General features: G+C 49.4%; 11 protein-coding genes and 1 pseudogene. 4 read left to right on the top strand and 8 right to left on the bottom strand.

All coding sequences use genetic code 11. The annotated features are described in order from the left end of the window. Nucleotides 1-108: 108 nt before the first annotated feature. The 4 genes from QOM08_RS09620 to QOM08_RS09635 form a co-directional block, all read right to left on the bottom strand. Complete coding sequence (locus QOM08_RS09620; protein ID WP_316912900.1) at nt 109-1,866, bottom strand: NACHT domain-containing protein; 1,758 nt, start codon at nt 1,864-1,866, stop codon at nt 109-111. Nucleotides 1,867-2,004: 138 nt separating this feature from the next. Beyond that, nucleotides 2,005-2,220, bottom strand: coding sequence for a hypothetical protein (locus tag QOM08_RS09625; protein ID WP_316912901.1), 216 nt, complete (start codon nt 2,218-2,220; stop codon nt 2,005-2,007). 382 nt (nt 2,221-2,602) lie between these two features. Continuing rightward, nucleotides 2,603-3,685: a type I restriction endonuclease gene (locus tag QOM08_RS09630; protein WP_188251491.1), complete on the bottom strand. Its 1,083-nt coding sequence runs from the start codon at nt 3,683-3,685 to the stop codon at nt 2,603-2,605. An 829-nt stretch (nt 3,686-4,514) separates the two neighbouring features. Next, the gene (locus QOM08_RS09635) at nt 4,515-5,774 is read right to left on the bottom strand and encodes an IS256 family transposase (protein ID WP_316912902.1); all 1,260 of its coding nucleotides are present in this window, start codon (nt 5,772-5,774) and stop codon (nt 4,515-4,517) included. 35 nt (nt 5,775-5,809) lie between these two features. On the opposite strand from QOM08_RS09635, the pseudogene QOM08_RS09640 reads away from it, so the two are divergent. Next, nucleotides 5,810-6,268: pseudogene (locus QOM08_RS09640) on the top strand (terminase); the annotation flags it as partial. Next, nucleotides 6,265-7,269, top strand: coding sequence for a phage portal protein (locus tag QOM08_RS09645; RefSeq protein ID WP_316912903.1), 1,005 nt, complete (start codon nt 6,265-6,267; stop codon nt 7,267-7,269). The pseudogene QOM08_RS09640 and the gene QOM08_RS09645, both read left to right, overlap by 4 nt. A 68-nt stretch (nt 7,270-7,337) precedes the next feature. Here QOM08_RS09645 and QOM08_RS09650 read toward each other — a convergent pair whose 3' ends face one another. Further along, nucleotides 7,338-7,964: a HEPN domain-containing protein gene (locus QOM08_RS09650; protein ID WP_316912904.1), complete on the bottom strand. Its 627-nt coding sequence runs from the start codon at nt 7,962-7,964 to the stop codon at nt 7,338-7,340. 4 nt (nt 7,965-7,968) lie between these two features. Beyond that, nucleotides 7,969-9,009, bottom strand: coding sequence for a ParA family protein (locus QOM08_RS09655; RefSeq protein WP_316912905.1), 1,041 nt, complete (start codon nt 9,007-9,009; stop codon nt 7,969-7,971). 268 nt (nt 9,010-9,277) lie between these two features. Here QOM08_RS09655 and QOM08_RS09660 point away from each other — a divergent pair, with 268 nt between their 5' ends. Together QOM08_RS09660 and umuC are read left to right on the top strand one after the other, a co-directional pair. Next, nucleotides 9,278-9,703 (top strand): LexA family protein, encoded by a 426-nt coding sequence (locus tag QOM08_RS09660; RefSeq protein WP_003199779.1) that lies wholly within the window; start codon nt 9,278-9,280, stop codon nt 9,701-9,703. After that, on the top strand, nt 9,696-10,973 hold the full coding sequence (umuC, locus tag QOM08_RS09665; protein WP_316912906.1) for a translesion error-prone DNA polymerase V subunit UmuC: 1,278 nt from the start codon (nt 9,696-9,698) through the stop codon (nt 10,971-10,973). Before QOM08_RS09660 ends, umuC begins: the two co-directional genes overlap by 8 nt. A gap of 50 nt (nt 10,974-11,023) precedes the next feature. Here umuC and QOM08_RS09670 read toward each other — a convergent pair whose 3' ends face one another. After that, nucleotides 11,024-13,750 carry a hypothetical protein gene (locus tag QOM08_RS09670; protein ID WP_316912907.1) on the bottom strand — a complete coding sequence of 909 codons (2,727 nt, stop codon included), beginning with the start codon at nt 13,748-13,750 and terminating at the stop codon, nt 11,024-11,026. Beyond that, nucleotides 13,747-14,967, bottom strand: a complete 1,221-nt coding sequence (locus tag QOM08_RS09675) for an SIR2 family protein (RefSeq protein ID WP_316912908.1) — start codon at nt 14,965-14,967, stop codon at nt 13,747-13,749. Before QOM08_RS09675 ends, QOM08_RS09670 begins: the two co-directional genes overlap by 4 nt. Between the last annotated feature and the right edge of the window lie 164 nt (nt 14,968-15,131).

Below are 15,131 nucleotides of genomic sequence, written 5' to 3' on the forward strand. Positions count from 1 at the left end.
CATGAGCCGCCCGCCGAGGCGTTTTTTTGTTCCGCGAAACCCTCCCATCCAAATCAAACTGCCTTAGGGGGGAGATATCCGGAACCCTGCGAAGGTATCCAGAAAAAATCAGCCGAAGATTTCATGTTTTTTCATTTCGTCATCAACAATTGTCTGGTATTTATTTATTTTTTCAATGAGGTCGCTTTCAATCAATGATAATCGCTCCCATAACAGTTGATGGCCGAAGTATTTCACCATTGCTTTAATATTAATACCGATAGCGCCTCGGGTTTTTGGTGTTTCGCGAATGGCATTTTGAATATTTTTTGTTGAGGCGGATTCGAACTCATATTGTACGTTTGCGATCACTGCTCCAAGAATAGCATTGCTAAATGAATGCTGGCGGCTACTGCCGCCTGTAGCGAATAAAGTAGGTGTGTTTCCTTCGAGGTGTATTGTAAAGTCAGGTATTTCAGAATTGAGATATTCAATTAGCGCTTCAGGTGTTCTTTGTTCAAGTGCTGACGTTAGCCTGGCCAAAGCAGGGGGGTATTCATGAAGGATATACGCGTTGCCATATCTGAATTCGTCTATATAGCTAAGGAAGGTCAATGTCTCTGACCAGTTGTGAAGGTTTTCAGGGGCTTTTTGGTAGAATGTTTTTGCAAATCCATCGTTAGAATTTTGTATGAAAGAAGCGGCATGATATTCCATAATGCTCTTATGCAAAAAGCTGGTTTGTTCAAAGCCGTCATTAAGCATTAGGCAGGCAACTGTAATGATATCTTTTTTAAAGCCATCTGGCTCGCAGATAGCTGTAGGTGTGTACTTGATTGCTTTGTTGAAGGCGGCGTTAAATTCTTTATTTGTTAAAGTTCGGCCTACGCCGCTTTGTAAAGCCATAAAGCAGAAAGCGTCGAATAATTTTTGCAGTTTTGTAGGGGGTAACCCACTATAGCGTTCCCTTTCAAAGCCCGGTTTGATTCCGTCGTGTTTGATAAAGACAGCATTGAAAAGCTTGTCATAAAAGTCCGGTAAGCTTGCCGGGATCTCGGTCTCGACATGATAAACCTGTACTAGAAGCGTGAGCATAAGTGGGGTTGTGATTACTCCTTTAATGTTAGGTGGTGCTTCCAGGATTGCAGCTTGAATATTGAAAAGCGTAATAGGGTCCGGAATAAGTTTTCTTAAGAATTTCTCATAATCACTCTCGTCAAGTGGTGCCAGAGTTTGCGTTTCAAATCCCGCTAGATTTTGTATCGCTTGAGCTGGTCGAGATGAAACAATTATTTTAAGGTTGTCATGTACTTTTTGAAGGTGTGAAATGTGATATACGGTGGTGTTGATTGAATTTGTAGGTATTTCATCAAATCCATCAAGAATTAAAACAATTTTACTTTTGTCGGCGAGGTAGTGAAAAATGTGGTTGCCTCCTTGAATGCCGGCTGCGTCCAAGTAATCTATAATAAGACTCATTAGTGTGCGTTCTTGCGATATCATGCGCAGTTCAATGAATACTGGTATTAGGGAGCTTTCCACGGCATAGTTACATAGCTGTCGCATAAAAATAGATTTGCCCTGGCCTACAATTCCTTCTAATACTGTGTTTGTAAAAACTAACTTACTTGGGTCGGAACCAATTTCTGAGTGACCTCTTGAAATGCGGGAAGGGTAGTAGAAATCGCTTATCAATACACCCTTATCTCTTGACCACATTGTTTTTACAGTGTTGATGTTGAGTAGGATCTTCGATAGTTTTTTTATGGAGTTTGTGGCGTCCCACTTGAGATTGTGATCTTTTATAATGCTTGCGCATTCTAGGGTCAGTGTTTTTATAATGGGGGAGACTGTTTTTACCAAGATCGGCAGACTAATTTCTAACATATGATTGCTCTCTTGAATATGATCGGTCAGGGAGACTTGAGGAAGTGGTGGCGATAATATGTTATGTCGTATCCACAGCCTAGGGCGCTAGCGGCTCCGTTGCCGGGGTGGCCGAGTTAGACAGGTTATCATAATAGTTTAATCGGCTTCTTGAGCCCTAAGCCTAGCTAATCCCTGTTTGATAAAGCCCGTATTTTCTCCGATTGCCTCCAAAGCGCCTCTTACATTTCTCCCGGCGACAGTTGCGCCATCTCTTTCGAGATGAAGAGTCAACTCCATCAGCCCTGCCTCCAGTGCGAGCTGGTTGATATATATCCTTTCTATTAAATTCGAAAGCGAATAATCGTCGGCCATAGTACACCTACCCACTTGAAGTCAAACATCTGAGGACGGTTTTTTTGAAGAGTATTGTCTCTGATTCGGAAAGTACCAAATTCTGGTCTTACTGCGCCACGAATACTGAAAAACGCCTAAGCGCCGGATGGATGGGGGAGGTCTGATCCGTCCAAGCCAGCATCGGTCTATCTCGTGCGGATGTGTCCAGAACCTTGGGGGAAACCGCACGGCAAACCACGCCACTCAATGCCCAGTATGCATTTACGCAAGCAGGTGAGTTATGGCCTTACAGCCCGAAAATACGGGCCTTTAATCCCAAGCCGCCGAGGTCATAAACGCGCAAAAAATTAGCGTTATCCCAGCCCTTGGGCTTGCAGAACAAAGACTGGGAAATCCTTGCTTAGATTTCTTGATAAAAAGAGATCGTCTCTTTAAGCGGGGCTGAAAATTCATAGATCTCGTCCAGCGAGTTAATAGGGTGGCGCGTTTCGACTTTGTCTTTGTCGAAAATCCCAAGATATTTTTGACTACGATTGAAGTGAAGTCTTGCGATAGGTTTTCGGTTGTTGTCGTCTAGGAGGATGCCGAAGTAGCTCTGCGTGTCTCTGCTAGCTATGCGCTTTGCGTCTATGACGGTCCGGACAATCGCTTTGATAATATGAAAACCTTCCAGCTCCTCCATCGTAGTCAGAATGCGGTCTTCAGGCTCTTCTTGGGCTTCAGCCTGATTTTCGGCGACGACCGATTCGGCGAGCGTGGGAAAGGTGGCTTTGCTCATCGCTGACTTCAATCTGTCGTTGATCTGGTCACTGAGAAACTGGGAAGCGGCTTTCCTGGTGAGCTGAGTGAACTGATCTCGAATTTTTTGGGTGATAACCCCTTCGTAGACACGCGATGCGAAGAAACGAACGAAATCATCATCAGGCTGGGTGAACTGCTTAGCTATTTCTTTTTTTATGTTTCCCACGTATTTCAGTTCGCCTGCGGCATTGATGATTGAATCAACATCGAAAGCGGATTTCGTAAGCTTTTGAAGCTCAGGGATGACGTGCTCATCAATATTAAGCAGATCGACTTCTAGAAATGGCTTCTCATCCATTTTGTTTGGTGCATCAAGATCAGTGTAAAACCGATAGAACCTGCCATTTGTAAGGATGGAGATTCGCGCAGTGGTGACATGGAAATATCGGAAGAGTTGGCTCGCATGATTGATGTTGAGCGGCTCGCCGACTTTTTTCGTTTCGATCAATATCTGGATTTGGCCGTCTTTCAAGATCGCGTAATCAATCTTTTCCCCTTTTTTCGTGCCGACATCGCACACGTATTCGGGGACGACTTCGGATGGGTCGAACACATCGTAGCCCAGCACGGTATGAATGAACGGCATGACAAAAGCAGTCTTTGTTGCTTCCTCGGTTTGTATCGTCGAAGCTAGCTGATTAACCTTCGCTGACATTGCGTTCAAGCGTTCTACAAAATCCATTTGCCTGCTCCGTTGCACGTTCACCCGATTGGGGGCGTAGAGGCGCAACGCTACTATGTATGGATCCGCTCCTGCTACTGGTATTCCATCCACGCTGGATACCTGGCCAGGTGAATGATATTTGGGGGTATCCGCTATCGCGCTCTGAGTAGCTTCTGATTTCCTAAACACATTCGTACGACTCCTTTTAGCCGTAAGCCGGCGCTAAGCAAGCGAATAGAGGTTATCTCCAGCGAAAAAAGCCCGAGTCTTGCAGGCGACGTGGGGCTCTAGGATGTATGGATTCTCGTACCAATTTCGGTACCAACCGTTGCGTTTCGGCGAGGAAATTCAGGTAGTGCTAAGCACTGAACCCCCGATTTCATTACCTCTGCACATCAAGCTGAACCCACCTTAACTAGCGGTGTGATTCTCGACCAACGGCATGGTGTAGACAAGTTGGTACCGTAGAGATCTGATTGCTAAAAAATTGCTACAAGCGGGTTTTGGATAGTGCCTAATCGTAGTAAAAGCGGGACGCTTCGCGCTTAATCCATCCAATCCATCATGGGGGCCACGCTGAAGCGGCGGGACAGTGATTGGGGGGCGGCTGTGATTAAGGGCATTGGGGAATCTGAATGGGTAGGGCAGAGGCGGGGAGTTTATCAGGAATGGGATAGGGTAAGGCTGGCGGGCTAGATTGGTGAGAGAGTTGAATCTCTCGGCAGGGTCAGAGATTCCGCGCCTCCATTGGTGCCGGGCGGAAAATTCCGCGTGTTCGAGCGTCACCGGGAGTGTCAGATTTTTTGTGTGCGGGCCGGTAACGGCCTGCCGTTAGGCAGACCTTCATTTACCACGTCGGCCTGATGAACCGATCCCCGTACAGGATCGCGAACTGATTCATCGCACTTTTCCAATCATGGGCCGCACTGCCCCAGTTTGCTGTGATATTGCGCAAGCCCAGCCAGATCAGCTTCGTGGCAGCATCATCGGTTGGAAAGTGTCCCCTCGTTTTGATGATCTTTCGCAGTTGAGCGTTGATGCTCTCGATTGCGTTGGTCGTGTAAATCACTTTCCGGATGGCGGGTGGGAAGACAAAAAACGGGATAACTCGATCCCAGGCGCGTCGCCAGGCAGCCACGACGGTCGGGTACTGCTTGCCCCACGGCCCGGTTTCGAATGAGTCCAGAGCCACTTCGGCGGCCTCGGCGTTGATCGCTTGATAGATCGGCTTGAGAGCCTTGGCCAGCTCCCGACGTTTGTCCCAGGCTGCATAGTCGAGGCTGTTGCGGATCAGATGCACGATGCAGGTTTGCAACGTCGTCTCAGGAAACACCGCGCTCAGGGCTTCTGGCATGCCTTTGAGGCCATCGGTCACGGCAATCAACACGTCTTCGACGCCGCGTGTCTTGAGGTCATTGAAGACCTTCATCCAGAACTTGGCGCCTTCCGTTGTCTCGATCCAGATGCCCAAGATATCGCGGGTTCCGTCCGGTAGTACGCCCAAGGCCAAGTAGATTGCCTTATTGCGGACCAGACCTTCTTCCCTGATTTTGACCCGCAGCGCGTCGAAGAAGATGACCGGGTACATCGGCTCAAGCGGTCGTTGCTGCCAAGCGCCGATCTCTTCCATCACCGCGTCGGTGACTGAGCTGATGAAGTCGTGCGAGACATCCGTACCGTACTGTTCCAAGAGAAATGCGCGAATCTCGCGAACCGTCATGCCCCGAGCGTACATGGCGATGATCTTGTCATCGAAACCGGTAAAGCGCCGCTCATGCTTGGGAATCAGAATCGGCGCAAAGCTGCCATCGCGATCTCGGGGAATCTCCAGACGAAGCGGACCGTCGTCTGTCAAAACGGTCTTGCCACTTTTACCGTTGCGCTGGTTATTAGACTCCTCAGGGCGCTCCGCGCCCTGAGGATAGCCAAGATGGTGGCCCAGCTCTGCGCGCAGGGCTCGCTCGATAAGCGCCTTCTTGAAGGCCATCGACGCATCCTGAATCGCCTCGGCAGTCATTGGGCCTTTGACGAACTGATCAATCAGCTCCTTCGGGATCGAAGGAAGCTCGGTTTTGGCCTCCAAGGCCGTCTTCTTTTTGGTTGGCATACATGCACCTCTTCAGCATGTTATGCCCGAACACAAAATTTCTGACAGTCCCCCGTCACCAGTTTCGCGGCATGGACTTCGCCGCCCAGGCCGCCGCCATCAAGGGCGTGTGCGACCGCTATTGGGTCACCTACATCGGCATCGACGTTACTGGCCTGGGCAGCGGCGTGGCTCAGCTGGTGCGCCAGTTCTTCCCGGCTGTGACCACCTTCAGCTACTCGCCCGAGGTGAAAACCCGCCTCGTGTTGAAGGCCTACGACGTGATCCACAAGGGCCGGCTGGAGTTCGACGCCGGCTGGACCGACATGGCCCAGTCGCTCATGGCTATTCGCAAAACCATCACCGCAGGCGGTCGCCAGTTCACCTACACCGCCGGCCGCAACGACAACACCGGTCATGCCGATCTGGCCTGGGCGCTCTTTCACGCATTGCACAACGAACCGCTCGAAGGGCAGACCGCTGCCAATACCGGGCGGATGGAGATTTTCACATGACTGAACAACGTGCCAGCCAAGAGCTACTGCCGACCACCCTCGACGCTGCTAGTGCGGGTACTCAGGTGTTCAGTTTCGGGGAGCCTACGCCAGTGCTGGGTGGAAGGGAGGTGTTTGATTACTTGGAATGCTGGTTTAACGGGCGGTGGTATGAGCCTCCGTTGTCGCTTAACGGGTTGGCTCGGTCGGTGGGGGCTAGCGTGCATCTGCACTCGGGGTTGATGTTCAAGCGGAACCTGCTGAGCAAGACGTTTATCCCGCATCCGATGCTGTCCCGGGCGGCTTTTGAACAGTTCGCGCTGGATTTTCTGTGCCTGGGCAATGGCTATCTGGAAAAGCGCCGTTCGGTGCTGGGCAGCACCAGGCAACTGGTGCCGTCGTTGGCGAAGTACATGCGGGTTGGGCCGGAGGGGCAGTTCTACCAGGTGCAGGGCTGGAAGAATGAACGCGCGTTTGAGCCGGGGAGTATTTTTCATCTGCGCGAGGCGGATTTGCACCAGGAGATTTATGGGCTGCTGGAATGGATCTGTGCGTTGCAGTCGGCACTGTTGAATGAGTCGGCGACGTTGTTTCGGCGTAAGTATTACGAGAATGGGAGTCATGCGGGGTTCATTCTGTACATGACCGATGCGGCGCAGACCGAGGCGGATATCGACGCTTTGCGTAAAGCGTTGAAAGAGTCTAAGGGGCCAGGGAATTTTAGAAATTTGTTTGTTTACTCGCCGACAGGGAAGAAGGACGGGATTCAGCTGATCCCTGTCAGTGAGGTGGCCGCTAAGGATGAGTTCAATTCAATTAAGAATCAGCCCCGGAATGATGTGTTAGCAAGTTTGCGGATTCCGCCCCAGTTAATGGGTATTGTTCCAAAAAATGCCGGAGGGTTCGGATCCATTAAGGAGGCTACCGAGATATGGGTTGATAATGAACTGCAACCAATTCAGTCGCGTATGTTACAGCTCAACCATTGGCTAGGAGACGAGATTATGCGGTTTCAAGATTAGCGCTTTATGCAAGTAAGATGGGAAGCTTTTACGTGCGCAGCACCGGGTGCTGCGCGCGTGGTTGCCAATTAAAGAACTGCTTCTATGGATGTTACCAAGTTTCTTATAACGTTTTTTACTTGAAGTAAGTCTTCTGTGTCAATCGGCCACGGTGTTCTTGGAAGGTTGGGTTGCAGATCCCCTTCGTGTGCAATTTTATTTCGTCGCTCAACTATAATTGATAATGCGCGCTTTAAAGACTTCGCATGGCTTTGTTTATTCGCAGCCGTTGCCCCTTGGTGCAGCGCGATTTCATTCCAAAGCTCAATATCAGAAACAAGACGGATCCCATCGGCAATTTTTTCCGGATCTTGGTAAGTACAAAATCCGAGGCGCCCCCTGACATCTAGGTCGAAAGCTTGACTGGCATCTGTGGCTGTTGGCGCTGCTCGGATTCGGATCAACGTGTCATTAGCAATCTGAAATCGCAGAAATCCTGGCGAAGGAGGGCGCTGCCCGTCGAAAATTTCTAACATTCTCTGAGCAACAATTTCATGAACATATAGGTCCAAAGCGCTTACGCGAGAGACCCATTCGGCTCTAAGGATTTCATCAGGTTTTAACGCTGAAGTTAACTTGCCAGCTAAAAATGCGTGCAGCGTAGCAAGCTCTTCGCATCTCTCCCAGATAGATTCGAAGTGAGATATCGGAGTCATTATCTTATCCTACTAGAGCAATGACCCGTTCTGCGCATATTTTGAACTGTTCTTCAAATTTCCTCATGCTCTCTTCGGTCTGATCCCAAACTGCGCCTTGTTGTTCAACCATTTTTGCGGTTAACGCATAAACTGGTACTAAATGCTCTTGTGATTGAGCAATGAGGCTGTTGAAATCTGCAACGTTCAAGATTGGCTCCCACGGTTCAAATCCCACTCTCGATAAGAACTCGCCTCGATCAAGTAAGCCTGCGTTTTCCAAGCTGGGGATTAGTTCCTGTTGCAGTCCGTTAACAATTTGGTCAACCCAACGTTGGAAAGCCGCGCTTGGTTGTCCATTCCGTGGTCGGTATTTTTGAACTACAGCTCCAATAAACGTAGCTTTTGGTTCAGGGAAAGGGTAATCGGCATCTTTTAGCGCAGGAATGCCATGAGCAGTTCTCGCCCACGCGGCCCATCGTGGCAGAGATTTTGCCAACGAACTTAATGCCATCGCTGAAAAGTAATCTGGGTGGAGAGGTACGATAAAATGGTCACAAGTCATCAACAGATTTTGGTTCATAGGTCCCAAACTGGGACTCATGTCGACAATAACATAATCAATACCGTGCTTGTCAGCAGTGGCATCCAACAGAAAACGAAGTGATCCTGGTAGGTTTCGAAGCGCTAAAAGAGAGCCGCTGAGTTCTTGAGCTACACCAAGAGTAGTCTCGTACTCCGCCAATCCGATATGACCGGGCAACAAAAAGAGGTTGCTGTTCCCCGTTACTTGGACGCAATCGGCCCCTATAATTTGTCGGGGCTTTGACTCGAATGCCGGCGAAAGTCCGTCTTTGATATTGTTAGGCGGTTCTGCCTTATAAGTGTTTTCAAGATCCTCGATGCCTTGGTATCCCAATACCATACCGGTAAGGTTGCATTGTGGATCGAAATCGGCGAGTAGAATTTTTTTCCCCATCGTGGCAAGCATCCAGCCAAGGTTGAAGGCTGTGGTGGTCTTACTCACTCCACCCTTATGGTTGAAAAGGCAAATGATTTTGGCCATGTGACGATCCTTGTAGATGGAGGCAATAGACCTATCCATAGTAATGTCATTTTGACTTTAGTACACCTTTAATGACCCAACCCTAAGACAGCCTTGCAGCTGGCGTCCCGATGCCGAGGGCCGGCCTGCCGCCTTTATCTAGGATGTTTTGGTGCTTGTGCGCCTAGGTCCCAGCGCTGTTCCGCCTGTCAGATTTTCCTGTACAAAATTGACCGCCAAACTTGTACAACGTTAACTGTATGTTCGTACAGTGTTTGGAGCGTACATCATGAGCTTTTCGATTCTAGGCCCAATAGCCAGGGGCGGCCTGAAGCTGCCCTTGTGTTCGTTTCGAGTGCCCGCCGGGTTCCCATCTCCGGCGGCGGACCACATCGAAGCGCACATCTCATTGGATGAGGTTCTGAACATTCGCGCCCCGCATGTCTACCTAGTCTCAATCGCTGGGGAGAGCATGCAAGGCGCTGGTATTTTTGAAGGCGATCTGGCGGTGGTAGACCGCGCTCTGGAGCCTGCGCACGGTCACATCGTCGTAGCGCTGCTGAACAATGAGCCCGTATGCAAGCGGCTCTGCATTCGCGGCAGGGAGGTGATTCTCCTTTCGGAGAACCCAAAGTACCCACCGAGGTACGTGCTTGAGGGCGATGAGCTGGTGATCTGGGGTGTCATTACATGCAGCGTGCGCAGCCATGTCTAAACCCCAACCAGTTTTCGCCCTGATCGACTGCAACAGCTTCTACGCCAGTTGCGAGCGGGTGTTTCGCCCCGACCTGGCCCGCGTACCCATCGTGGTGCTGAGCAACAACGACGGCTGTGTGATCGCCCGCAGCTATGACGCCAAGCCCTACGTGAAAATGGGCGAGCCGTATTTTCAGATTAAGCACAAGCTGCAGAAGCGCGGCATCGTCCCATTCTCTTCGAATTACGCGCTCTATGGAGACATGAGCGAGCGCGTGATGACTCTCATTGAATCAATGGTGCCTGCCGTCGAGGTCTACAGCATCGACGAAGCCTTTGCTGACATGACCGGCATTGATGGCCGGGATGCGCTCGGGAGGAAGATCCGGAGCCAGGTGCTGCGCTGCACTGGCATCCCGGTCGGTGTAGGGATCGCCCACACCAAAACCCTGGCAAAGCTGGCAAACCACACCGCCAAACGGCTCCAGGTGGAGACCGGCGGCGTGGTCGATATCTGCGACCCGTTCAAGCGTGACTGGGTTTTGCGCAACACGGACGCGTCCGAGGTCTGGGGCGTCGGTCGCAAGATGAAACTTCACCTGGACGCCATGGGCATCAAGACCGCAATGGACCTGGCGAAGGCTGACCCGTGGACGCTACGCAAGAAGTTCAGCGTGGTGATCGAAAGGACCGCCCGGGAGCTGGCCGGCACGCCGTGCCTGGAGCTGGATGAGCCAGACCCGCCGAAGCAGGAGATCTGTTGTAGCCGGATGTTTGGTAAGCGGCTCACGGAGTTGGCACCAATCAAGGAGGCAGTAGCGACCTACATGATGCGCGCCTCGGAAAAACTTAGGGCGCAGAAGTCGCTGTGCAAGAAGATCCGCGTCAGCATCCGCACAGGCATGTTCAACCCGGAGGAGGCGAAGTACGCCAACGGTGTGCTGATCGACATGCCGTACCCCACTGATGATGTGCGACTGCTCACCAGGGCAGCTGTGGACGCGCTCGACCGCGTGTTTCGGCCGGGCTTCAAGTACAGCAAGGCTGAGGTGCTATTGATGAACCTCTGTCAGCAGGGGGAGTACACCGACGACATGTTTGCCAGCTCTCAGCCAGCCGACGCCACGAAACTGATGGCGGTGTTGGACCAGATCAACGGGCGATGGGGTAAGGGGACACTCCGATCAGCCAGCATGCCCGTCAATCCAGACTGGGGCATGCGTCGAGAGATGATGAGCCGCAGTTTTACTACTAGACTGGATCAGCTATGGATTGTTGATTGTAACTAGCAAGCATATACCTAGCGCCTTGACTATCGAAGACGCTTGGTATAATGGTGCTAACGTCGTCTAGCTAAGGTGGCAAGTCGCCGAAAAGATGGGGAGCTTGATAAGTCTGGTGCTGTATGACGTATTTGTTCTAACGCTTCGGAGAGTTCTGTGGGGAAAACAGTACTCTCTGTGTTACCTATCGTCGCATCAAGAAGTGTGAGCACAGCTGACGCTTTGTCGCGGTTTTTTCCTAAATTAAGCTGAGGATTTCCATCTGGTCTATCTCTAAAGCCATAATCTAGGAGGGACCAGCAGTTGAAAGGTACCAAGAATCGTTCGATAACGCTTACTGCTTCTGGGAATGCCGCACCGGATGCGGATGGCAACTGCGCAAATGCTGCGCTTATACCTGGAGTGGTTAGGGTCCGTTCGAGAGGCCAGACATTATTTAGGAACGGAAGAACTGCGTTGTAAAAAATGGTTTCTGCATCTAACGATTTTGTCCCAGTAGAGTGTTTAACCATCTCTAATAAAAAGCGACGTACCATTTGCGCGGAGCTTGCGCGTACTTCATCCTCCACAGAGCGTACTGCTTGTTGAATCATCGAGTAGGGAACGGCCGGCTCGTGCGATCCCAGAAGGGAGTGTAAGGCTTCAAGCGTAAGGCTCGATAATAGTGATTTTCTGGTTTTGCGACCTAGACGCTGATCAGTCACTCTTCCTACTACTTGTTTGCCTATTATATTTAACACAGCATGGGATTGCGTGCGGCGGGCTATTGCTCTCCACAACGCTATAGCGCTGGAATCATTCTTTTCAAGAGCCGCTAGCAAGTAGGTACACGTCCATCTCTCATCAGCCTTAAGAAAATAGCTAAGATGTTCGATTAGCCTGTGTTTTGCAATTAGTCCAGATCGTCCGGGCGCTGTAACAAGATCGTTTCGTATTTCGTCAAGAAGTTTCATGTTTTTGGGCTGGACAGCATTTTCATCTAAGCTGGGGCAGGACTGTAAGAAGAGTCCAACAAGCCTCCCAGCTGTCGTGTTTAAAGTGTCCAAGTCCATTGGCTCTTCTTGATCTGATTGGGCGATTAAATTAAGTTGGATGTCCTCAGTGCTATCTTTTGTATCTGTAGAGTTTGTTGTGATGACCGCGATTGGCCAAAATTTGCGCCAGATAGATCTTAACTTGGGTGATGAGGATACACGCTTTTTCCATGTGGAAAGCCAATGGGATATGTTTTCGATGAATTGCTTGGCTAAGTGCTCTTGCAAATTTAATAGAATTTTTATAACTAGATCAGTTTCTTTTTTTGGAATAATCTCATTGCCTTTCTCGTGGAGTCTAGCTTCTGGGTTGTGCGCAAAAAGGAATTGATTCAAAACTAATGGGAATCTAACTATGGTTTCTTTTGCGAGAGCGTGGAGTATTTTAGTGGCGTTTTTCTGATGGTTAATCCAATTTACTGCACGAACTGCGGGCTCATTTCCCCAATTTCCCCGCGTAGTGGATAATGCTTTTTCGAGCTCTCGTAGGAGTTCATCGCCATCAATGAGGTTGAACTCATCACCCGAAGATGGCTCAATCCACTGTGATGAAACTGAGCCCAAAAAGCCTTCGTCAATATTTTTCATGGCTTTAAGATCTTCGAATTCTTCGAGATTTCCGTTGAGCCAGTCTTTTGCAATTGATGGCAAAGTACCGTTAACCAACTCAATTCGGCAAAGCTCTCGCACTGCCCAATATTTTCGAGCTGATTTTATCTCTGAAGGCGAAGCGCGTCGTCCCCAAAAGCTAGGCGGAGGACCTTTTTTTATTTTTCGGAAAATACTCAACTGTGCTTCTGTTGAAAGTTCGTGGAATCGAGTTGCTCGCAGTAAAGATATCTCAGGATATTGATGTAAATTCCAAAAAAATTGTTCTTTAGAGGAACTTAAAAAATCTTCAACAATCGTTATGGGGACGACGCTGCTAGCGCGGGCCATAGAAGCCCAAAGTCTAAGGTGTACAGGGTCTGTCATTAGTCGCCATTGCTGAACAAAACGGGCTGCTATTGAAGGCTCAAGCTTAGAGAGTCGCTGCACGGTGGCGTGGAGAAGTTTAGCTGAGGGAGCAATTCCCTCATGAAATTCATCTTCGTCGGCGTCTAGTTCGTCGTTGGAGTTATAAGAATATTCTATTCGGTGTAATATTCCTAGCTTCCAAATATTTTTCTCACCATCCCACCCTATGCGTCTGGCGACATCTAATCCTTTCTGAACAGCTGCATTCAGGGCGTTGATAAGTCTTTCTAAGAAATCTGCCTCTAGTATGCTATCGATTTTTAACTCGTCTAGTCGCACAAGCGGAGGGCTCGTTAGCCTTGCAAACAAAAAATCCTCAAGTTTTGGCTGCTTTGGTGAGGTGCCAACAAGCTTAGTGGCATTTTCACGCTTCTCAATTTTTAGCGAGGGTTCAACGAGGCCGACTATTAAGTTTATTATATTCGCCGAGCGATCGCCAAATTTTAGTCTTTCTTGTATCCGGTAGACATCTACCGAAAGATCTGTTTTGAAGGGGGTGGCCCAACTTTCCTCAATCAATCTCCATGTCGATAGCCAAGGTTCCTTTAGAGAGTTTCCCTCACGTAGGGCGAGCAGCTCAAGTAATGCTGCGCGCTTGACGCGCTCGTGCGTAGATATAGTTAGTGCCCATTCTACGGTGTCGCGCCTACTTAATCGTCCATCTAGAAACGCTACAATAGTACGTATTGTGGCTCGCTCGTTATCATTGAGTGTAGATAGTAGGTTGATCATGATGCGCCACCGCGATTTTTTTCAGCACACACTGCAATTATCGCGTCAAGCCATCCGTTGTCTGCTCTGCATTTAGCCGCGAAAGAGGCGAGTCGTGTTCGCTCGCTATTATTGCTGCGTCGAAAAAAATGATCGAATATGTCGCGATCAGAGTCGGTCGCAGAATTTCTAGTTTTTTTTACGATTCGTCTTATTTCACTGTCTATTTTATTTTTGTTGCCGTTGATCGCTGATAGTGAGGCCCATCGATCGAGCGTTTTTAAAAGAACAATGTGGTATTTTTCGCTATTGTAACTGATAGGTGTAATGCCGCGCCCTTTCCAGTCTTCGTCCGCAATCGGATCGGACTCTTCCAAGCCCACAAAAGTAAAACGCTCCTTCAAATCATCAAATCTAACTCCATCGGCAGCAACTGCATTCAAGAGATAACGCATCGGCGGATCGTTAGCGCTGTAACCGATCAATACGAGGTGATACAGCCGAGCTGCGTCATAGATAAAGTCAGGTACTGTACGTCGTCTTAAATAGAATTCGCCAAAGTCATGATCTGTAACAATTAAGTCTGAAAGTTTATTAAAGTCTTTTTCTAAAGCGCCATGAATATGAAGAACACCAGAAAAATCTTTGCTTCGTCCTGGGCGAGGGATGGCGCCCAGAGCATATGTTGGAGGCCTTATTTTTGTTTTTGACGATACGGCCGCTTGCAGCAGAAGGTCGAAATTAGTTGTTGCGATCGTAATCACACCTCCACGATCAGCTAAGCGCATAAGGGCTCGATGTATTTTAGCTGGTTTGTTCCCACCTTCCCTCAATATCTCAACGATGGTCTTCCTAACTTGGCTGGAACTACCGGGTAGACGATCCATGCGACGTTCAAGCATACCCAATACAATGTCATAGTCACGTGCGATAAATCTCTTTACTTCTGCCGCTTGTTGGTAACTTAAGGTATGGAGGTCGTCTGGTGCTGAGTCATTATTGTGATTGGCAATGATAGTGTGAACTGCTCCATCTAACCTCTCGTAGACATTGATGACCAATCTTCGAAAGTCAGGAAGATTTGCAGGCATCGACACTCCCGCCCCAGCTATGAAAAGCACCTCGCCGCGGGCATGAGCCAATAACAGGCGTTCGGGAATACTTGGAAGATCATCGCCTAATGAGATGACGCGATCTACTGGGTCGTCGGAGCCCTGAGAGGGGCTAGGAAGGGGCATGGTCATCCTTATACTGGCAAGATCCTTGGTGTCGGGATTAAGAATGAAAGCATCTCATCTCGTCAATCATTGTCTTCCCATCCAGCGCTATGTCCTTCATGTCTCAAGAAGGGAGTCGGCGTTGTTAAAGACTTTTTATCAAGCGCGCGCCGCCTTCCCCCCGC

It is taken from the genome of Pseudomonas sp. P105 (genome assembly GCF_032614175.1).
Classification (GTDB): Bacteria; Pseudomonadota; Gammaproteobacteria; order Pseudomonadales; family Pseudomonadaceae; genus Aquipseudomonas; species Aquipseudomonas rhizophila.